The organism is Streptomyces armeniacus (assembly GCF_003355155.1).
Lineage (GTDB): Bacteria > Actinomycetota > Actinomycetes > Streptomycetales > Streptomycetaceae > Streptomyces > Streptomyces armeniacus.
In genome coordinates this window covers 6,589,777-6,608,412 of sequence record NZ_CP031320.1, presented here as the reverse complement: position 1 = coordinate 6,608,412, position 18,636 = coordinate 6,589,777, and the positions used below count along the sequence as shown (strand labels likewise).

17 protein-coding genes and 1 pseudogene are annotated in these 18,636 nt (G+C 73.8%); 7 read left to right on the top strand and 11 right to left on the bottom strand.

The window, feature by feature from the left end:
• Positions 1-52: 52 nt before the first annotated feature.
• Together DVA86_RS28850 and DVA86_RS28845 are read right to left on the bottom strand one after the other, a co-directional pair.
• Positions 53-481, bottom strand: coding sequence for a hypothetical protein (locus DVA86_RS28850; protein ID WP_208882717.1), 429 nt, complete (start codon positions 479-481; stop codon positions 53-55).
• 98 nt (positions 482-579) lie between these two features.
• Positions 580-2,196 (bottom strand): NsdA family TPR-like regulatory protein, encoded by a 1,617-nt coding sequence (locus DVA86_RS28845; RefSeq protein ID WP_208882715.1) that lies wholly within the window; start codon positions 2,194-2,196, stop codon positions 580-582.
• Between the two features lie 228 nt (positions 2,197-2,424).
• Between DVA86_RS28845 and DVA86_RS28840 the strand changes: the two genes are divergently transcribed.
• The 3 genes from DVA86_RS28840 to DVA86_RS28830 all read left to right on the top strand — a co-directional run bounded on the left by DVA86_RS28840 (position 2,425) and on the right by DVA86_RS28830 (position 4,601).
• Positions 2,425-2,817 (top strand): hypothetical protein, encoded by a 393-nt coding sequence (locus tag DVA86_RS28840; protein ID WP_208882714.1) that lies wholly within the window; start codon positions 2,425-2,427, stop codon positions 2,815-2,817.
• A gap of 145 nt (positions 2,818-2,962) precedes the next feature.
• The gene (locus DVA86_RS28835) at positions 2,963-3,892 is read left to right on the top strand and encodes a spermidine synthase (RefSeq protein WP_208882712.1); all 930 of its coding nucleotides are present in this window, start codon (positions 2,963-2,965) and stop codon (positions 3,890-3,892) included.
• Between the two features lie 82 nt (positions 3,893-3,974).
• On the top strand, positions 3,975-4,601 hold the full coding sequence (locus DVA86_RS28830) for a TIGR03086 family metal-binding protein (RefSeq protein ID WP_208882711.1): 627 nt from the start codon (positions 3,975-3,977) through the stop codon (positions 4,599-4,601).
• Here DVA86_RS28830 and DVA86_RS28825 read toward each other — a convergent pair.
• Positions 4,589-5,161 (bottom strand): superantigen-like protein SSL4, encoded by a 573-nt coding sequence (locus tag DVA86_RS28825; RefSeq protein ID WP_208882709.1) that lies wholly within the window; start codon positions 5,159-5,161, stop codon positions 4,589-4,591. The genes DVA86_RS28830 and DVA86_RS28825 overlap by 13 nt on opposite strands.
• Before the next feature lie 172 nt (positions 5,162-5,333).
• On the opposite strand from DVA86_RS28825, the gene DVA86_RS28820 reads away from it, so the two are divergent.
• The 3 genes from DVA86_RS28820 to DVA86_RS28810 all read left to right on the top strand — a co-directional run bounded on the left by DVA86_RS28820 (position 5,334) and on the right by DVA86_RS28810 (position 8,390).
• Positions 5,334-6,032: a response regulator transcription factor gene (locus DVA86_RS28820; RefSeq protein ID WP_208882707.1), complete on the top strand. Its 699-nt coding sequence runs from the start codon at positions 5,334-5,336 to the stop codon at positions 6,030-6,032.
• A gap of 40 nt (positions 6,033-6,072) precedes the next feature.
• A complete protein-coding gene (locus DVA86_RS28815; RefSeq protein WP_208882706.1) occupies positions 6,073-7,467 on the top strand; it encodes a sensor histidine kinase in 1,395 nt (464 codons plus the stop codon).
• 581 nt (positions 7,468-8,048) lie between these two features.
• On the top strand, positions 8,049-8,390 hold the full coding sequence (locus DVA86_RS28810) for a hypothetical protein (protein WP_208882704.1): 342 nt from the start codon (positions 8,049-8,051) through the stop codon (positions 8,388-8,390).
• A 290-nt stretch (positions 8,391-8,680) separates the two neighbouring features.
• Here DVA86_RS28810 and DVA86_RS28805 read toward each other — a convergent pair whose 3' ends face one another.
• Genes DVA86_RS28805 through DVA86_RS28795 form a run of 3 tightly spaced genes read right to left on the bottom strand, consistent with a single transcriptional unit; the run spans position 8,681 to position 12,326 of the window.
• Positions 8,681-9,565, bottom strand: a complete 885-nt coding sequence (locus tag DVA86_RS28805) for an SDR family oxidoreductase (protein ID WP_208882702.1) — start codon at positions 9,563-9,565, stop codon at positions 8,681-8,683.
• On the bottom strand, positions 9,562-10,659 hold the full coding sequence (locus DVA86_RS28800; protein WP_208882700.1) for an alpha/beta fold hydrolase: 1,098 nt from the start codon (positions 10,657-10,659) through the stop codon (positions 9,562-9,564). Before DVA86_RS28800 ends, DVA86_RS28805 begins: the two co-directional genes overlap by 4 nt.
• Positions 10,656-12,326 (bottom strand): flavin-containing monooxygenase, encoded by a 1,671-nt coding sequence (locus DVA86_RS28795; protein WP_208882698.1) that lies wholly within the window; start codon positions 12,324-12,326, stop codon positions 10,656-10,658. The genes DVA86_RS28800 and DVA86_RS28795 overlap by 4 nt, the downstream gene beginning before the upstream one ends.
• 212 nt (positions 12,327-12,538) lie before the next feature.
• On the opposite strand from DVA86_RS28795, the gene DVA86_RS28790 reads away from it, so the two are divergent.
• Complete coding sequence (locus DVA86_RS28790; protein ID WP_425470939.1) at positions 12,539-13,459, top strand: MerR family transcriptional regulator; 921 nt, start codon at positions 12,539-12,541, stop codon at positions 13,457-13,459.
• Between the two features lie 122 nt (positions 13,460-13,581).
• Here the strand turns inward: DVA86_RS28790 and DVA86_RS28785 are convergent, their stop codons facing one another.
• The 5 genes and pseudogenes from DVA86_RS28785 to DVA86_RS28765 all read right to left on the bottom strand — a co-directional run bounded on the left by DVA86_RS28785 (position 13,582) and on the right by DVA86_RS28765 (position 18,519).
• On the bottom strand, positions 13,582-14,229 hold the full coding sequence (locus DVA86_RS28785; RefSeq protein WP_208882697.1) for a response regulator transcription factor: 648 nt from the start codon (positions 14,227-14,229) through the stop codon (positions 13,582-13,584).
• Positions 14,230-14,242: 13 nt separating this feature from the next.
• Positions 14,243-15,901, bottom strand: coding sequence for a sensor histidine kinase (locus tag DVA86_RS28780; protein WP_245997310.1), 1,659 nt, complete (start codon positions 15,899-15,901; stop codon positions 14,243-14,245).
• 20 nt (positions 15,902-15,921) lie between these two features.
• Positions 15,922-16,746 (bottom strand): ABC-2 transporter permease, encoded by an 825-nt coding sequence (locus DVA86_RS28775; protein ID WP_245997308.1) that lies wholly within the window; start codon positions 16,744-16,746, stop codon positions 15,922-15,924.
• A gap of 107 nt (positions 16,747-16,853) precedes the next feature.
• Positions 16,854-17,492, bottom strand: a pseudogene (locus DVA86_RS28770) (ABC transporter ATP-binding protein); the annotation flags it as partial.
• 223 nt (positions 17,493-17,715) lie between these two features.
• A complete protein-coding gene (locus DVA86_RS28765; RefSeq protein WP_208882692.1) occupies positions 17,716-18,519 on the bottom strand; it encodes an exodeoxyribonuclease III in 804 nt (267 codons plus the stop codon).
• Positions 18,520-18,636: the final 117 nt, after the last annotated feature.

Here is an 18,636-nt window from a genome sequence, read left to right as displayed (position 1 = left end):
CCGAATGCTGCCTTCACCCAGCGGTGTTCATCGCCTCCGGGACGCGTCGGCGTCACCGGCGACGCTCACTGTCGTCGCCGAACGCGTTGTCGATGAGGTCCTCGCCCACGGCGACTCCGTCGTCCCGCGCTTCGACGTCGACCGGGCCCGTAGGCTCCTGGCGGCGCCGTGGTACGGCCGAGGGCGGCCCCGAGACGGCAGAGCCGCGGCCGAGCGCGTTGCCGCGCATGCTGCCTCCCGCTGCCTTGCCTCCTCCCCGTGCGCGCACCCGTCGCCCGCCCTCCGGCGGGGAGCGCGTCAGAGCGGCCACCGAGATGACCACTCCGATGAGCCCTGCTGCCGCGCCCGCGAGACTCGCCAGTTGGTCCGCGGTGTCAAGGTCCGCGAGCACCGCCGTCGCGAGCAGCCCGAGTCCCACCGCTCCGGCCACGACGCCCGCGACCACCGCCGCGAGCCGCCGTCCGTCGGGCACCCCCGCCATCGCGTCCCTCCCCTGACTCGCTGCGCACGGCGTGCTACTCAACCGTAGCGCTCCGTCGTACGGGTGCCTACCGCGTCGTCGTCACCGCGCCAGGGGGCTCAGACCGTGCGGGCGTGGCGTGTGAGGAAGTCCGCGACCACGGGGGTGCGGCGGTACGGGTCGAGGCGGCGGGCCGTGGTGGTGAGCATGCCGCGGATGCGGGTGGAGCGTACGGGCCCCAGCAGCTCGAGCGTTTCGGAGGCGGCCGACGCCGCCTCCTCGGGCTCGCGCCGCGCCGCCAGGTCGCCGGCGAGCTCGGCGGTGAACAGCGCCCGGTTCCGTACGAAGTGGGGGTCCTGGAGGGCAACGGCGCGGCGGGCGTGGTCCGTTGCGGCGTGCCAGTCGCCGAGGGCGGACCAGCACTGGGCTTCCAGCCCTTCCAGTTCCGCCTCGCCGAAGAACGTCATCCACTCGGGGTCGGCGTCCGACGGGCCGCGCGCGAACAGCGTGTGCGCCCGCGCCAGTGCCTCCGCGCAGCCCGAACGGTCGCCCATGCCCGCCCAGCCGCCCGCCTCGCGTAGTGCGAGCAGGCACTGGAGGCGTGCCGAGCCGAGCGGTTTCGCGGCCTGCTGGCCGGCCTGCGCCGCCCGTACGGCCTCGCGGGGGCGGCCCGCGTCCCGGGCCAGGAACGCGGTGTTGCAGAACGCGTGCGCCTCCAGCGCCGGGTCGGCGGCGACGCGTGCCGTGGCGAGTGCCTCCGCGTAGTGCGAGCGTGCGTCGGGGAAGCGGCCCGAGTCGTGTGCCAGCCAGCCGACGGAGATGGCGAGTTCGCCCGCGCCGGCGTGCAACCGGTCGGAGACGGAACGGCGTTGCGCGCCGGCGTCCAGCAATTCGTAGGCGGCGCGCAGCGAGTCGCCCGCGCGCTGGTAGAGGCCGTCGGCGCCGTGCCGGTCGTCCAGCAGCCGGATCCGGCGCACGGCCCGTTCCACGCCCTCCGCTTCGGCCGCGCCAGGGCGGCCGTGCGGGGCGCCGGGGGCCGCGGAGCCCGGCGGGGTGAGGGCGTCCGCGGCGTACGCGGAGGGGGTACGGACGGTGGTCGCGGCGGCGGAGGGCCGGGGCTCGGCGGCGGCTTCGCCGCACAGCGAGACGGTCGCCAGGGCGGCGGGGCCGCCGGTCATGAACGCGCGACGTAGCACGTCGCTCTCCTCGTCGATCTCGGATTGCTCAGGATGCTCGGGCTGCGGGTGGTGCTCGGGAGGCTCGGGCCGCTCGGGGCGCGGGTGTTGTTGCGTGTGTTGCTCGTTGTGTTCGGAGTGTTCGGAGTGACGGGTGGTGCTTCTGCCGGAGTCTTCCGGGGGTTGACGTTCCGGACCCCGGCCGGGTTCCGTTCGGCGCATCGAGGACGGCGGGGGCGCGCTCTCACCTCCGTCCGCTCCACGAGTGCGCGAGGTGCGACCGCGTACGGACTCCCGGGGTGCGAAGCCCATGTCCGCGAGCGTCCGGCCGGGGAACATGTGCAGGAACACCCGCTCGTAGGCGTAGTTGGGGCACCGGATCTCTCCGGACTCGACCCGCCCGATGTAACGGGCGTCGCAGGACACCCGCTCCCCGATCTCCCGCGCCGACCTGCGCACGGCCGCCGCAAACTCGCCCGGTGAGAGCCTGCCCCGCAGCCGGCGGAACGCCGAGTTGGGTCTTTGGGGCGGGCCCGGTGACGTTGATGGTGACGACGCCATGCCCGGACGGTACCGGCTGTGATGGCACCGCCACGCAGGGTTTGGCTACAAAAGGGAAATCTCAACCTCGATCTGCCATGAAGTGCCATCCTTTGCAGCGTTCCGCCGCCGTAGCTGTTGACGCCGTGAAGCGTTGAACTCGGCACAAGCGACCGCGGAGGAGGGGTCCTCGTGCTGGACACCGGTGTAGCTGCAATCGGATCCGATTCACCTGCGGAGTCCCGTGCCATGACGACTGGCGGCTTCCAGCCCGGCGGCTCCGAGTCCGGCGGCTCCGACGAGCCGTGCGACCTGGTGACCGTGCCCGCGCGGCAGGGCCTGGAGGCGGTCGACATCCTGCGCCTTCGGGACGGTGTCGGCCCCGTGCTGCACGACGGCGACTGCGACACCCTCGGCTTCCTCGTCCCGCCCGGTACGGCCGCGGGCTGGGACATGCCGGGCAGCGCGTGCACGCAGACGTACGGGTGCGGCGTACGGCCCGCGGGCGAGCCGCCCGTCTCCGGCACCGGCTGGCTGGTGCCGCCGGAGGGTGCGTACACCCCGGCCACCGAGCCTGCGGAACTGCGGGCGGCGCTGCGGGAGGCCGCCCGTACGATCGAGGCCGTCGACCGCTGCGGATAGCGGCGTACGGGCGCCGGTACGGCAGCCGTACGGTCCCCTGCCCCGTGCCCGTACGGTCCCCTGCCCCGTGCCCGTACGGTCCCCTGCCCCGTGCCCGTACGGGTGCCCGCAGGTCACGCGGGCGCGCACGGGTCAGAATGGTGTCGTGGCGAAGAACAAGCGGGCCCGCGACGGCGGCACGGCACCCGCCCGGCGGACCCGGCAGCGGCGCGAACCGCTCAGCGTGCCCGTCGACGGCGGGCTCGCGCAGCTGCGGCCCGACCCGGACCGCGCACGCGGCTGGACGCTGCTGCTCGACGGGGCGCCGCAGTCGCACGTCGATCTGGACGACCCCGCGTATCTCGACTTCGCCTACCAGCGGCGGCTCGGCCACATCGCCGACCTGGCCGCGCCGTACGGGCGCCCCGTGCACGCGCTGCACCTGGGCGGCGGCGCGCTCACGCTCGCCCGCTACACGGCGTTCACGCGCCCGCGTTCCACGCAGCAGGTGGTCGAAGTGGACGCCGCGCTCGTCCGGCTCGTACGCCGCGAGCTGCCGTGGGACGGCGGCTGGCGGATACGCGTACGGTCCGCCGACGCGCGCGCGGCGCTCGCCCGCATCCCGGACGCGTGGGCGGACCTGGTGATCTGCGACGTCTTCAACGGGGCCCGTACGCCTGCGCACTTGACGAGCGGCGAGTTCCTCGCGGAGGTACGGCGGACGCTGCGGCCCGGCGGGTTCTACGCGGCGAACCTCGCGGACGGCTCGGGTGCTTCCGGCGTACGCGACGGGGCCGGGGCCGGTCCGCTCGCGCACCTGCGGGCCCAGATCGCCACTGCCCAGGGCGCGTTCGGCGAACTGTGCCTGATCGCCGACCCCGCCGTCCTGCGCGCCCGTCGCTTCGGGAACGCGGTGCTGCTCGCCTCCGACCGCGAGCTTCCCGTCGCCGAACTGACCCGCCGTACGGCTGCGGACCCGCACCCCGGGCGGGTCGAACACGGCCCGGCGCTCGTGGCCTTCGCGGGCGGAGCACGCGCGGTCACGGACGCGACGGCGGTGCCGTCCCCCGCACCGCCCGCCGGAACCTTCGGCTAGCGGCCGCGTCCGCTGAGGGGGCGGCGGCCGCTGTCGCGTTTGTTCAAGCCCCCGCCGGGCGCCCGCGGCTAGCTTGCGGCGCATGAACGCGACACTCCACGCACACCTGAAGGAAGCCGCGGCCGTGGCGGAACGCGTCGCCCGCGGCGTGCCCGCCGGCCCGCTGGACGGCCGTACGCCCTGCGCCGGCTGGGACCTCCGTACGCTCCTCAACCACTGGATCCTCTACACCTCGCACGGCCTCGAACACCGCGCCCGCCGCACGCGGCTGCCCGGGGAGCTCACCGGCCGCGACTTCGCGTCCGAGCCCGGCTGGGCCGACGCGTACGCCGCACAGCTCGCCCGCGCGGTCGCCGCCTGGGCGGCGCCGGAGGCGTGGGAGGGCGAGGTGGACCTCGGTTTCGCGGCGATGCCGGCCGAGGAGATCGCCGGCATGGTCGTCAAGGAACTCGTGGTGCACGGCTGGGACGTGGCGGCGGCCACCGGCCAGGAACTCCGCTGCTCCGACGGGCTCGCGCGGTGCGTGCTGGACGTGGTCGAGCGGTACGCGGAGGTGTACCGCGAGTACGACGGCTTCGCCGAGCCCGTACGGCTGCCGGACGGGAGCGGTCCGCTGGAGCGCGCGCTCGCGCTGTCGGGCCGCGACCCGGCTGCCGGGGCCGTCCGTACGGTGGCCGCGCCCGCGCAGGGCGCGCCTCAGCCGTCGTAGCGCTCGACCTTCGGCGGGGTGCCGTTCCAGGTGCAGAAGACGGACGTGGAGTCGCTGCTGGTGCTGAACGTCACGCGGATCCACGCGTCGCCCTTCCACACCTGCATGTTCCAGCCGGGGTTGGGGGTGGCGGAGACCAGGTCGGCCGAGTGTTCGCCGAGGTCGAAGACCACGCGTCCGCCCTCGGTCGAGTAGCTGCGGACGTTCCCCTCCCGCGTCGGGGGAGGGGAGGGGGACTCCGTACGGGTCTGCCGGTCCCGCGGCGTACGGCTGCCACTGTCCGAACCGCTCCCCGGCGCGTCCGACGACCTGGCCGGGGTCTCGGCCTTACGGCTCGAAGGGCCGCTGGCGGAGGGCGGCTTGGGGCGGTGCGTCGAGGAGGAGCGGGGGGTGGCGCCGTCCGACGCCGAGCTGGACGGCGAACTGTCCGATACGGGCAGCGCGCGCGGCGGGTCGTACGCCGTCCCCGCCAGCATGGTGTGCACGGCGAACCAGGACAGCGTGACGGCGACCCCGGTGGCCGCGGTCCACGCACCCGCGCTCAGCAGACTGCGTCGCATGGCGGAAGGGTAGCGGGCCTCCCGCCGGACTACGGCCCCCCGTACGGCAATCGGTCCGGCCTCCCCGCGGATCGCCGCCCGGTCTCCGTACGGATCGCCGCCCGGCCTCCGTACGGCGATACGTCCGTCCCCGCAGGGGTGCTCCGGCGCGGAATGTCGTAGCGTGCCGCGCATGGCACGTGTGCTCGTGGTGGAGGACGACCAGTTCGTCCGTTCCGCACTCATCAGGCATCTCACCGACGCCGCACACACCGTACGGAGTGTGGGCACGGCACTCGAGGCGCTGCGAGAGGTGGCGCAGGTCGGCTTCGACGTGGTGATCCTGGATCTCGGTCTGCCCGACCTGGACGGTGCGGAGGCGCTGAAGATGCTCCGGGGGATCACCGACGTGCCGGTGATCATCGCGACGGCGCGGGACGACGAGGCGGAGATCGTACGGCTGCTCAACGACGGCGCCGACGACTACCTCGTGAAGCCGTTCTCCGTGGAGCACCTGTCCGCCCGTATGGCCGCCGTGCTGCGCCGCTCGCACGCGCGAACGGGCCCCGGGGGAGTGGCCGCCGAGGACCGCGAACTGCGCGTCGGCGGGCTGGCCATCGACCCGCTGCGGCGCCAGGCGCGGCTGGACGGCGTACTGCTGGACCTGACGCGCCGCGAGTTCGACCTGCTCGCGTTCCTCGCGCGCCGTCCCGGTGTGGTGGTGGCGCGGAAGGAGCTGCTGGCGGAGGTGTGGCAGCAGTCGTACGGCGACGACCAGACGATCGACGTCCATCTGTCGTGGCTCCGCCGCAAGCTGGGCGAGACGGCGGCCCGTCCGCGTTATCTGCACACGCTGCGCGGTGTCGGGGTGAAGCTGGAGCCGCCCGCATGAGGCCGGCCGGGCCGGCGTATCCACGGCCGGAGCGGTCCCGATGAGATGGGCGCTCGTCAAGGTGTGCCTCGCCGTGACCGTGATGGTGGTGGTCGCCTTCGCCGTGCCGCTCGGCCTGGTCGTCAAGGAGATGGCGCGGGACCGCGCCCTGTCCAACGCCGAACGGCAGGCCGCCGCCGTCGGCCCCGTCCTCGCCATCACCACGGACCGGCAGGAGCTGCGCCGCGCGGTGGCCAGCAGCCAGGCGGGCGCGGAGGGCCGTATCGCCGTGCACGTGCCCGCCGGGGCGCACGGCGGGCAGGCGGTGGAGATCGGCACGTGGCACGCGGAGCGTGCGGACGTCGAGACGGCGTCGCGGCGCGGCCGCGCGTCCATCATCGGGGTCCCGGGCGGGTACGCGCTGCTCCAGCCGACTGCGGTCGCGAGCAGCGAGGTGGCCGTGGTCGAGGTGTTCGTGCCGGACGACGAGATCACGCAGGGCGTGGCGACGTCGTGGCTGGTGCTCGCGGGGGTCGGACTCGCGCTGATCGTCGGGTCGGTGGCGTTCGCCGACCGGCTCGGCACCCGTATGGTGCGGCCCGCGGAACGGCTCGCGCGCGCGGCGGACGAACTGGGCAAGGGCAAGCTGGGCGTACGGGTGCCGGAGCGCGGCCCGACCGAACTGCGGTCCGCGGCCGTCGCCTTCAACGCCATGGCCGACCAGGTCGTACGGCTCCTCGCCAACGAGCGCGAGCTGGCCGCCGACCTGTCGCACCGGCTGCGTACGCCGCTCACCGTGCTCCGGCTGAACGCCGCGTCGCTCGGCGACGGCGACGACGCCCGGCAGACCCGCGAGGCCGTCGCCCAGCTGGAGCGCGAGGTGGACCAGATCATCCGCACCGCGCGCGAACAGCGCGCGCACGCCCCCGACTCGGCCGCCGCGGCGGGTTGCGACGCCGCCGAGGTGATACGGAACCGCATGTCGTTCTGGTCCGCGCTGGCCGAGGACGAGGGCCGCGAGGTGCGCCTCGCGGGCGTGGACCGGCCCGTACGGGTGCCGGTCGCGCGCGCCGAACTCGCCGCCGCGCTGGACGCGATGCTCGGCAACGTCTTCCGGCACACCCCCGAGGGCACCGCCTTCGCCGTCGACGTGCACGACGGCGGGCCCACCAGTGACGCGGTCATCGTGCTCGTCTCGGACGCCGGGCCGGGCATCGCCGATCCGGACGCGGCGCTGCGCCGCGGCCACGGCGACGGCGGGCCCGGCTCGACAGGGCTGGGCCTGGACATCGTGCGCAGGGTCGCGGAGTCGACCGGGGGAGACGTACGCATCGGGCGCTCCGTGCTGGGCGGCTCCGAGGTACGGATGTGGCTGGCGCTGCACGAGGGCGGGCGTACGGGGCGCGGGGTGCGCCGGCGCGGCCGCAGGGTGCGGCGGCGCGTCGTACGGCGCTGAGCGCGAGCCCCCCTGTGGCCCGCGCCCACCGCCCCGCGCGTGGCCCGCGCACAGTTGAACCGGCGCACCGCCGAAGGAACCGGCACGCCGCCGAACTCACCGCACCCACAGGGCAGTTGTGCCACCCCCGCGCCCGGATGAGCGCTCCCGCGGCCATTGGTCTGGACCCGCGCCCTAACCAGGCCCTTGCGGACTCTTAAGAGAGGCATAAGTCCCCACCCGGCGCCCGGAAAGCGGAGCTCGTCCGGATCGGGGCTAGTAGCGTGCTGCTTGTTGCACCACAGCCGGACGCTTCGGCGTCCCCAGCCGCCCACCCCGGAGGGCGGGGCGTGGCGGTCCCCCACGCGCCACGCCCCGCCGGCCTTCCCCCTGTCTCTTACACACATATTCTGCTGCCGACCAACGCCTAGGCTGAGAGCTCGGTGGGTGCCGTGAGCTTAAAAAAGTCTGCGGGGCTTTCGGGGGCGGGCGTTGCGGACTGCTGACCTGGGGGTTTTGTTGGCTATTAGCCCGGAATGCGGATATTCGGGCGTCATGTCAGGCTGGTCGTGTCCCACCCCTTTCTCAGCTTTGGAGTGACCATGGGTATGTCCGACCAGTTCGACGACAGGTCCCAGGAGCGCGGCGCCCAGCAGGAGGAACAGGGCCAGCGCGGCATGGAGACGGACGAGGAGCAGCAGGCTCAGCGCGGCATGGACGAGGAGTCCCAGGGCGGCGGCATGGGCGACCAGCAGGGCGGCGGCCAGCAGCAGGGCGGCCAGCAGTCCGAGCGCGGCACGGACGACATGGGCGGTCAGCAGCAGGGCGGCGAGCGTTCGCAGCGGAGCGCCGAGGACATGGAGGGGCAGGGGCGGTCCCGGATGAGCGAGGACGAGGGCGAGGGCGACGACTTCGGCGAGGGGCCGCAGCCGCGCTCGATCTGACGTCCGGCCACGCCTGCGGCTGACACGCGGACGTACCGAGGGGTGCACCGGTTGGTGACGGGTGCACCCCTCGCGCACGTACGGAGGCGCTTGCGGCGCGTTCCGTACGGTGGCGCGCGCGTTCCGTACGGGCGTCACGCGCGAGGGCACCGTACGGAGGTCACGTGCGAGCGCACCGTACGGGCGTCACCTGCCGTACGGGCGTCACGCGCGAGGGCACCGTACGGGAGCACGTGCGTACGGCGGGCTCGTACGCGCGCACCCTCTCCTACGCGCGCGCCCCTACGGTGTCACCGTCCCGCGCGGGCCTTCTCGTCCGCCTCGCCGCCCGCGCCGACCAGCCCCGTACGGGCGGCGACCGCGGCCAGCCGGGGCTCGAACCGCTTCATCTCGCGCTGCCCCACCGTGCCGATGACGGGCGGGAGATAGCCGCGGATGCCCTGCATCCCGCGCAACCACCACTGCCCGTACACGTGCGCCGAGCGGCGCTCGATCCCGGCGACGATGCGGTCGACGGCGGGGCCCAGCGGGTACGTCTTGTTGGACGGCCAGGGCAGCCGCTGGCGCAGTTCGCGCATCACGTCGTCCTGGTCGGCGCCGCGCACCATGTCCGTGTCGGTCCAGCTCAGATAGCCGACACCGACGCGTACGCCCTTGTACCCGACCTCCGCGCGCAGGCAGTGTGTGAACGCCTCGACGCCCGACTTGGACGCGCAGTACGCGCTCATCATCGGCGCGGGGGTAATCGCGGCGAGCGAGGCGATCTGCAGGAAGTAGCCGCGGGACGCTACGAGTTGGGGCAGGAAGGCGCGCGCGGTCACCGCGCCGCCGATGAGGTTGACCTCGATGACGCGCCGCCAGGAGGCCGGGTCGGAGTCCATGAACGGGCCGCCGGTGGCGACACCGGCGTTGGCGACGACCACGTCCACCTTGCCGAAGTGGTCCTTCACCTCTGCGGCGACGCGGGCCATCTCGTCGGGGTCGGTGACGTCGGCGTGCCAGTGCCGCGACTCCGTACGGAGCGACTCGTCGACCCGCTTCAGCTCGTCCGGCTCCAGGCCGACCAGTGCGAGCCTGGCACCGCGGGCGGCGAGTTTGCGGGCCAGCAGCTCGCCGACTCCGCGGGCGGCACCGGTGACGACGGCGACCTGGCCGTCGAGGTCCCTGCGGGTCATGAGGTCTCCTCCTTGATCGCGAACTGACCGGCCGTGCGGTCCGGTTGGGGCTGCTTGCGGGCCCGGGGGATCTGGTGCGCCTCCCCGGCGGCGTCGCCGGTGGCTCCATCGCCCGTGGCGCCGTCGCCCGTGGTGAAGGTGGCTGTGCCCGTGCCGGCGACCGTTCCGGTACCGGTGAGGTGGTCCCGTACGAGCCCGGTGAGCACACCGCTGACCACGTCCGGGGCCTCGACGGGGGTCATGTGGCCCCGGCCGGGCAGTTCGGTGAGGCCGGTGCAGTGCGGCAGCGCGGCCGCCATGCCGCGTGCGTGGGCGATGGGCGTGAGCCGGTCGGCGGTGCCCGCGACGACGGCCGTCGGGTGGGTGAGCCGGGACAGCCCGTCGCTCAGGTCGAGTCCGTCGAGCACGTGCGCCCAGGCCGCGCGTATCTTGCGCGGGCAGGCGTGCACGATGCGGGCGCACATGTCCGTCTGGTCGCGGGTCGATCCGCTGCCCATCGTCCCGTAGCGGAGTATCCGCCGCGAGACGGGTGTCACCGGGCCGAGTGGCGCGGAGGTGCCGAGCAGCTTGCGCTGGATCCACGTACGGAGCGCAGCCGGCCGTACGGGCACCACGCGCGCCTCCGGCACCAGCCGCGCCGCACCCGTACTGCACAGCATCAACGCCGCGGCGTGCTCCCGCAGTTGCGGCCGTCCGGCGGCGGCCATCAGGGTCATCGCGCCCATGGAGTGGCCGCCGAGCACGGCCCGTTCACCCGGTGCGAGCGTCGCGTCGAGGACGGCGCACAGGTCGTCGGCGAGCAGGCGGGTGCCGTAGTCGCGCGGCACGGCGGCGGGCGTACGGCCGTGGCCGCGCAGGTCGTACGTGATCACCCGGTGGCCGTCGGCGACCAGCGCCCGCAGCACCGGCGCCCAGAAGACGGTCGAGCAGGTCCAGCCGTGCACGAGGACGACGGCGGGCGCGGCGGCCGGGCCGTGCACCTCGACGTGCAGCCGCGCGCCGTCCGCTGAGACGACGACCGGCCTGCTGCGCGGCTCGGGCGGGGTGAGGGCGGTCGGCACCGTACGCACGCCGGTGCTGGTCAGGCGCGTCATGACCGCTCCTCCCCGGCCGTGGCCACCGGTTCGGGCCGCTTCGAGCGGGCGGCGGCGGACTGTGCGGGGGCGGTGGCGGGGGTTGTGGCCGCGGCGGAGGCCGGGGCGGAGGCTGTGGCCGTGCCCGCCGCGGTGGCCGTGCCGGAGGGCGCGCGCTGGACGTCGTACTCGGACAGGTCCAGCCGCTTCGTCACCCGGCGGAACTCGCCGGTCGTCCCTGGCCAGACGGTCGTGTTCCGGCCGTTCGCGTCCAGGTACCAGCTGTCGCAGCCGCCCGTGCTCCAGACGGTGCGCCGCATCCGGTCCTGGATGTGATCGTTCCACGCCTCGACCGCCGCCGGACGCGGATCGAAGGCCGCCCGGCCGCCGAACGTGCCGAGCTGCTCCAGGAAGTCGACCATGTAGTTCAGCTGCGACTCGATGATGAGGATCATCGAGCTGTTGCCGAGACCGGTGTTCGGCCCGATGACGGTCATGAAGTTGGGGAAGCCCGACGCCGTACAGCCGCGCAGCGCCTTCATGCCCTCCCGCCATTCCTCGGCGAGCGTGGTGCCGTTGGCGCCCTTGATGCGTTCGGCGATCGGCATGTCGGTAACGTGGAAGCCGGTGCCGAAGATGATCGCGTCGGCCTCCGTCTCCGTACCGTCGTGCGCGACCAGCGTGCTGCCCCGCACCTCAGCCAGGCCGGAGGCGACGACGTCGACGTTGGGGCGGGCGAGCGCCGGGTAGTAGCTGTTGGACAGCAGGATGCGCTTGCAGCCGATGCGGTAGTCCGGTGTCAGCTTGCGCCGCAGCTCCGGGTCCTTGACGGCCCGCTTCATGTGTGCGGAGGCGAGTTTCTCGATCAGGCCCAGCTGGTTCGGGTGCTTGGTGAACGCGCCCACCTGAAGCTCCCGGATGCCCCACAGCACCCCGCGCCGCAGCGCGCCGGTGGCGGGCACCTTGCCGTGCAGCCAGCGCTCCGGGCCGGTGATACGGCGGTCGACCCGCGGCATCACCCAGGGCGGCGTCCGCTGGAAGACGGTCAGCCGGTCGACGTCCGGCGCGATGACCGGCACGATCTGGATCGCCGACGCGCCGGTCCCGACCATCACGACGCGCTTTCCGCGCAGGTCGTAGTCGTGATCCCACTGCGCGGAGTGGAAGACCTTGCCCTCGAACGAGTCCAGACCCGGAATGTCCGGGATCTTCGGGTCGGACAGCGGTCCCGTCGCGGACACCACGAAGTCCGCGGTCAGCGTGGCCCGTTCCGTCTCGACGACCCAGTGCAGCTCCTCCGTGTCCCAGCTCATCCGGATGACCTCGGAGTCGAGGCGGATGTGCGGGCGCAGCCCGAAGGTGTCGGCGACGCCCTCCAGATACGCCTGGATGTGCGACTGCCCGGAGAACGTGCGCGGCCAGTCCGGGTTGGGCGCGAACGAGAACGAGTAGAGATGCGAGGGCACGTCGCAGGCGCACCCCGGATAGCTGTTGTCGCGCCAGGTGCCTCCGACCGAGTCGCGGCGCTCGAGGACGACGAAGTCCGTGATGCCCGCGCGGCGCAGCCGTACGGCGGCGCCCAGGCCGCCGAATCCGGATCCGATCACCGCCACCCGTACGTGCTCACGTGCGCGTCCGCTCTCGCTTACGCGCCCGCTGCCGCTCCCGTTCTCGCGCTCGGCTGCCATGCGTGCCGCCTCCCGAGGTCTCGCCTTTGGTCCCGCTCCGACCGGCCACTGATCGTGCCAGTGATTGCTGGCACGGTTGGAGAGTAGAGCAGGGGCTTACCGATGGGTAGGGGTTGCGCACAGGAAAGTTACCGGCGGTTGCACCTGGGGCCGGCGGAGGCCGTACAAGGGCGGGCGGGGAATCGCACGGCTGAGCGGCATAGGCTGCGGCTGTGGCCACGAAGAGACGAGCGCACGGAGCGGACGGCGAGGGCGACGAGGGTGACGAGGGCGACGGCGGGGCCGTGGCCGGCCGTCCCGAGCCGGACGCCGAGGGCGGCGGGGCGCCGCCCGTCGAGTACCGCGCGGACGAACTCGCCGCCAAGGCCGGGATCACCCCCCGCACCCTGCGCTTCTACCGCGAACGGAAGCTGCTGCCGCCGCCCCGCCGCGAGGGCCGTATCGCGTGGTACGACGAGCACCACCTGGCCCGGCTGCGCACCATCGCGGCACTGCTCGCACGCGGCCACACGCTCGGCGGCATCGCGGACCTGATGGCGGCGTTCGAGGAGGGCAGGGTCGGCCGCAGCGCCGCCGAACTGCTCGGCCTGGACACGATGCTCAGCACGCCCTTCTCCGAGGAGGAACCGGTCCGGCTCTCCCCGGAGGACCTGGCGGACTACTTCCAGGGCGACGTCACCTCCGAGAACCTCGCCGACTCCCTCGACATCGGCTATCTCGCCGTCGAGGACGAGGAGTTCATCCACGTCAGCCGGCGCCTCCTGGACGCCTCCTCCGCGCTCGTCAAGGAGGGCATCCCGCTCTCCTCCGTGCTGGCCGCCGGGCGCGAACTCCGGCGCCACACCGACGTGATCGCCGGCGTCTTCAGCGACCTGCTGCGCCGTCACGTCCTGGCGGGCGACCTGTCCGTCACGGACGCGGACTGGATCACCGAGAAGCTGGAACGGCTCCGCCCGCTCGCGAAGCAGGTGGTGGAGGCGGAGTTGGGGCTCGCCCTGGACCGCCGCGTACGGAGCGAACTGGACGCCTGGCTCCAGCCGCCCGACGGCGCCGAGGGCCACGGGGCCGGCGGCGCGCAGACGGCGGGCAGCGCACGGGACGCGCCGGACACCCCGCCCTCCACCGGGAGCTGACCGGCCGTCAGCCGGTGGTGAACGCACGCCAGGCGCGGGCGTACGTGCCACCCGCGAGCGTAAGAGCCACGCGCGGGCGTACGTGCCACGCGCGGGCCTACGCGTTCGACTGTGGCCTGTGGTCAGGCGCGCAGGTAGTGGAGAACGGCGAGCACGCGCCGGTTGTGGTCCTCCGAGGCGGGCAGCCCGAGCTTGCCGAAGATGCTCGCCACGTGCTTCTCCACGGTGCCCGCCGACACGTGGAGGGCCTGTGCGATGGCCGCGTTGGTACGCCCCTCGGCCATCATCGTCAGCACCTTCCGCTCCCGTTCGGTGAGCGCGTCGAGGCCGTCGCCCTGCTGGCCGCCGCCGGCGGCGAGCTGGGTGACGACTTCGGGGTCGAGCGCGGTGCCGCCGCCGGCGACACGGGCGAGGGCGTCGGTGAACTCGGCCACGTTCGCCACCCGGTCCTTGAGGAGGTAGCCGACGCCCGCCGAGCCTTCGGCGAGCAGCTGGGCGGCGTACTTGGTCTCGATGTGCTGGGAGAACAGCAGCACGCCGGTGCCGGGATGCGTGCGGCGGATGTCGATCGCCGCGCGCAGGCCCTCGTCGGTGTGCGTGGGCGGCATGCGGATGTCCACGACGGTGACGTCGGGGCGATGCTCGGCGACCGCCGCGCGCAGCGCGTCGGCGTCCGGCACGGCGGCACACACCTGATGTCCGCGCTCCGTGAGCATCTCGGTCAACAGCTCCCGCAGCACCGCGGCATCCTCGGCGATCACGACGCGCATGGGCGGCATGCTCTCACGCGTGCGGCGGCAGGGTGACGGTGACGGCGGTGGGGCCGCCGTCCGGACTGTCGATCTCCAGGCTGCCGTCGACCGTACGCACCCGCTGGAGGAGGCCGGTCAGGCCGCTGCCGGGGGTGGCGCCGCCGCGGCCGTCGTCGGTGACGCGGAGCCGGATCGCGCCGTCGCGCTGCACGGCCTCGATGCCGACGGAGCGGGCGCCGCTGTGCTTGATGGCGTTCGTCAGCAGCTCGGCGGCGCAGAAGTACGCGATGGTCTCGATGGCCGGGGTGGGGCGCCGGGGCAGGTCCACGGTCAGCCGTACGGGCAGGACGCAGCGGGCGGCCAGGGTGTCGAGGGCGTCCGGCAGGCCGTCGTCGAGCACGGGCGGGTGGATGCCGCGGGCGAGGTCGCGCAGCTCGGTGAGCGCCTCGGTGGCGTTGCGGTGCGCGGTGTCGGCGAGGCGGCGGAGGCGGGCGGCGTCCAGCGGCCGCCCGCCGGCCCGGCCCGCAGGGCGGCGTCCGGGGCCGACCGCGTCGGAGCGGTCTGCTTCGGAGCCGTCCACGGCGGAACCGTCTGCTTCGGTACCGCCCGCGCCGGGGCGGTCCGCGTCGGGGCGGTCCGCTTCAGGGCCGTCCGCATCGAGACCTTCCCGGAGCATGTCGAGGCTCATCGCCAGCGCCACCAGCCGCACTTGGGCACCGTCGTGGAGGTCGCGTTCCAGTCGGCGCAGCAGCGCCGCCGAGTCGTCCACGGCCAGGGCCCTCGTCTCCTCCAGGTCGCGCACCCGTGTCTCCAGTTCGCCGGGCCCGAGCAGGCCGCGTATCAGCCAGCGGTCCATCGCGACCACGCCCCTCGCCGGCCACGGAGCAAGCAGCAGCAGCCCCACTCCGATCGCGAAGGCCACCGACGTGCCCGCGAAGGTGGTGATGTGCGGCGCCCCGCCCCCGAACGGCAGCGGAGTGATCACCGCCGCCTCCCGCCCGTCGCCCCGGTCCGGGTACTGCCCGAGCAGCCCCCAGCGCAGCGGAAGGCTCAGGTTCAGCAGGGTGCAGACCCACAGCCCCAGGACGGCGTAGAGCTGGACGGCGGCGAGCGGAAGCTTCGCCATCACGTACGCCGCCGACCGCCACCCCGTGCCGTCCCGGAGCCGGGCGTCGAGCCGCCCGAGCAGCCCGCTGCCCGCGGGCACCGGCGACGGTACGGGCAGCCGTTCGCCCAGGAGCCGTGCCGCCAGCCACCGCTGGACGGCCGCGAGCGCGCGGGACAGGCCGAGGGCGCCGGTCAGCAGCAGCAGTCCGACGACCGCGCCGATCAGCGACACCGTCAGTCCGGTGCCGAGCGCGAGCAGCACCAGGACGAGCACGAACCCCGCCAGCGCGAGCGGCAGCCCGAGCACGCAGTACGCCGCCTCACCCCAGGTGCGCCGCGTGAACGGGGCGCGAAGCACGGCCCGTACGGCGCGCGGCAGGGGCTTCGGCGCCGCTGCGGGCGCGGCCACCTGCGCGGCCTTCGGCAGGACGCGCGAGACCGCCCCACCGCGCCCACCGCGCCCACCGCGCTCGGCACGCTTGTCACACCCAGCGCGGCCACCGCGGCCACCGCGCTCGTCGCGCCCGTCGCGTCCGCTGCCGCGCGTGCCGTCGGGGCCGCGCCCGCCGTCAGTGCCGTGCATAGCGCCAGTGTCCTGCCCGTTCACGCGTCCCGCCGCGCCAGCAGCCAGCCGCCCGCGGCGAGCACGGCGGCGGTGTAGCCGCAGAGCACGGCGAGGCCGGTCCAGGGCGAGAGCATGTCGTCGACGGGTCTGGCGACGGCCAGCGAGTTCGCCACGATCATGGTCGGGAAGAACTTCGCGATCGTGATGCCCGTAAGTCCGCTCAAGACCGCGGGCAGCACGAACGTGACGCCCGCGAACGCGGCTGTCCCGCCCGCCGTGTGCCGGGTGAGGGCACCGAGCCCGACCCCAATCAGGGCGATCAGCGCCAGGTAGATGCCGGAGAGCACCACTGCCCGCAGCACGCCCGGCTGGTCGAGCGCCGGCGCGGGCACCACGTCCGTCACCGCCTCCGACAGTGCGGCCCGTCCGGCGAAGAAGGTGACGAACGCTATGACCTCGCCGACGACCAGCGAAGTCGCGCCCAGGACGGTCGCCTTCGCGGCCAGCACGAGCCGCCGGTCCGGAATCGCCGCCAGGGTGGAGCGGATGGATCCGGACGCGTACTCGCCGGTGACGGCGAGCACCGCGAGTATCCCGATCACGAGCTGGCCGAGCGCCACTCCGGCGAGCACGTTGTTCGTGGGGTCCAGGGCCGCCGCCTTGGCGGCGCTGCCGGGCGCCTCGGTGTTCGCCATCGTGACGACACCTATGGTGATCATGCCGGCGACGGTGAACAGCAGCGCCCAGGGCGTCGAGCGCAGACTGCGCAGTTTGATCCACTCCATATGCACGGCGTGCCCGAAGCCGTAGCGGCCCGACGGCACCCGGGTGCCCGGCCCGCGTGCCGGTGCCAGGCTGCTCACAGTCGCCCCCTCTCCGCGGCGGGCGGCGCGTCCGTACCGCGGTACGCCGCGCTGTCACCGGTCAGTTCGAAGAAGGCCTCCTCCAACGCGCGCCCGCCCGCGGTCAGTTCGGCCACCGAGGTGTCGGCGAGCAGCCGGCCCTGGCCGATGACCACCAGGTGGTCGGCGGTGAGCGCCATCTCGCTGATCAGGTGGCTGGACAGCAGGACCGTGCGGCCGTCCGCGGCCAGCGACTTCATCAGGTTCCTGATCCAGCGGACACCCTCCGGGTCGAGTCCGTTGACCGGCTCGTCGAAGAGCAGCACCGCGGGATCGCCGAGCAGTGCGCCCGCGATGCCGAGCCGCTGGGCCATGCCCAGCGAGAACGTGCCCGCGCGTCTGCGGGCGACGCCGGTCAGCCCCACCGTGTCCAGCACCTCGTCCACCCGGGAGCGCCGGATGCCGTTCGCCGCGGCGAGTGCGGCCAGGTGCTGGTACGCGCTGCGCCCGGGATGGAACGTACGGGCCTCCAGCAGCGCTCCGACCTCGCGCAGCGGCCAGCCCAGCGCGCCGTACGGGCGGCCGCCGATCCGGGCCGTTCCGGCGTCGGGCCGGTCCAGGCCCATGATCATTCGCATGGTGGTCGACTTCCCCGAGCCGTTGGGGCCGAGGAAGCCGGTCACGGCGCCCGGCCACACGTCGAAGCTGAGACCGTCGACGGCTGCGGTGGGCCCGTGGCGTTTCGTGAGACCTCGGGTCTCGATCATCGCGACTCCTCACGGCACGACGTACGCCGTGCTCACGGAACCGACGTTAGGGAGCGGGCGGCGCGGCCGTAACGCGGCTTTCCTCCGTCCCCACCGGGGGTTTTCCCCCGGGCGTGCGGGCTCGCCGGAGTCGCGGGCGTACGAGCGCGCGTACGCCCGCGTGACCCGCGCGCTCCCCCAGCGCGGTCCCGTCCGCCTCAGGCCCGCGGCCCGTTTCGGCCGCTCAGGGCCCGAAGACCGCCGTGACCGGCGCGTGGTCCGACCACCGCTCGTCGTGGGTCGCGGCCCGCTCCACGTACGCCTTGACCGCGCGTCCCGCCAGTCCCGGCGTCGCCATCGCGTAGTCGATGCGCCAGCCCGAGTCGTTGTCGAAGGCACGGCCGCGGTACGACCACCACGAGTACGGCCCGTTCTGCTCCGGGTGGAGCGTGCGTACGACGTCCACGTAGCCGCCGTCCGCGGGGTCGAGGAGGCGGGTGAGCCAGTCGCGCTCTTCCGGAAGGAAGCCGGCGGAACGGCGGTTGGCGCGCCAGTTCTTGAGATCCGCCTCCTGGTGCGCGATGTTCCAGTCGCCGCAGACGAGGACTTCGCGGCCGCCGGCGGCGGAGCGCTGCCGCAGCTCCGTCAGGTACGGCAGGAAGGCGGCCATGAACCGTTCCTTCTCGGCCTGCCGTTCGGTGCCGACCTCACCGGAGGGGAGGTAGAGGCTGGCCACGGTGACGCCGGGCAGGTCCGCCTCGACGTAGCGCCCGGATTCGGCGAACTCCGGTTCCCCGAAGCCCACTCGCACGGCTTCCGGTTCGCGTCGCGTGAGCAGTGCGACACCGGCCCGGCCCTTGGCCGACGAGGGCGCGTAGACGGTGTGCCAGCCGTCCGGTTCGCGGATCTCCGGGAGCAGCTGGTGCGGCTCGGCGCGCACCTCCTGGAGGCAGACCACGTCGGCGTCGCTGGCCGCCAGCCACTGCGCGTAGCCCTTGCGGGCGGCGGCGCGCAGCCCGTTCACGTTGACGGTGGTGACCTGCTGCACTGGTGCTCCCGGCTGCTCCCCGCTGGCGTACGGACAGCGGCGCAGCCTACGCCACCCACCGCACGGCGTCGTAATCCGGCCACAGGGCCGCGGGCCGGTGGTGTGCTGACTTCCGTG

Excerpts from the sequence above, each read along its gene's own strand:
- DVA86_RS28825 (WP_208882709.1), bottom strand. The coding sequence starts at position 5,161 with ATGCGACGCAGTCTGCTGAGCGCGGGTGCGTGGACCGCGGCCACCGGG.
- DVA86_RS28795 (WP_208882698.1), bottom strand. The coding sequence starts at position 12,326 with ATGGCAGCCGAGCGCGAGAACGGGAGCGGCAGCGGGCGCGTAAGCGAG.
- DVA86_RS28840 (WP_208882714.1), top strand. The coding sequence starts at position 2,425 with ATGACGACTGGCGGCTTCCAGCCCGGCGGCTCCGAGTCCGGCGGCTCC.
- DVA86_RS28850 (WP_208882717.1), bottom strand. The coding sequence starts at position 481 with ATGGCGGGGGTGCCCGACGGACGGCGGCTCGCGGCGGTGGTCGCGGGC.
- DVA86_RS28800 (WP_208882700.1), bottom strand. The coding sequence starts at position 10,659 with ATGACGCGCCTGACCAGCACCGGCGTGCGTACGGTGCCGACCGCCCTC.
- DVA86_RS28820 (WP_208882707.1), top strand. The coding sequence starts at position 5,334 with ATGGCACGTGTGCTCGTGGTGGAGGACGACCAGTTCGTCCGTTCCGCA.
- DVA86_RS28845 (WP_208882715.1), bottom strand. The coding sequence starts at position 2,196 with ATGGCGTCGTCACCATCAACGTCACCGGGCCCGCCCCAAAGACCCAAC.
- DVA86_RS28810 (WP_208882704.1), top strand. The coding sequence starts at position 8,049 with ATGGGTATGTCCGACCAGTTCGACGACAGGTCCCAGGAGCGCGGCGCC.
- DVA86_RS28785 (WP_208882697.1), bottom strand. The coding sequence starts at position 14,229 with ATGCGCGTCGTGATCGCCGAGGATGCCGCGGTGCTGCGGGAGCTGTTG.
- DVA86_RS28805 (WP_208882702.1), bottom strand. The coding sequence starts at position 9,565 with ATGACCCGCAGGGACCTCGACGGCCAGGTCGCCGTCGTCACCGGTGCC.
- DVA86_RS28780 (WP_245997310.1), bottom strand. The coding sequence starts at position 15,901 with ATGCACGGCACTGACGGCGGGCGCGGCCCCGACGGCACGCGCGGCAGC.
- DVA86_RS28815 (WP_208882706.1), top strand. The coding sequence starts at position 6,073 with ATGAGATGGGCGCTCGTCAAGGTGTGCCTCGCCGTGACCGTGATGGTG.
- DVA86_RS28830 (WP_208882711.1), top strand. The coding sequence starts at position 3,975 with ATGAACGCGACACTCCACGCACACCTGAAGGAAGCCGCGGCCGTGGCG.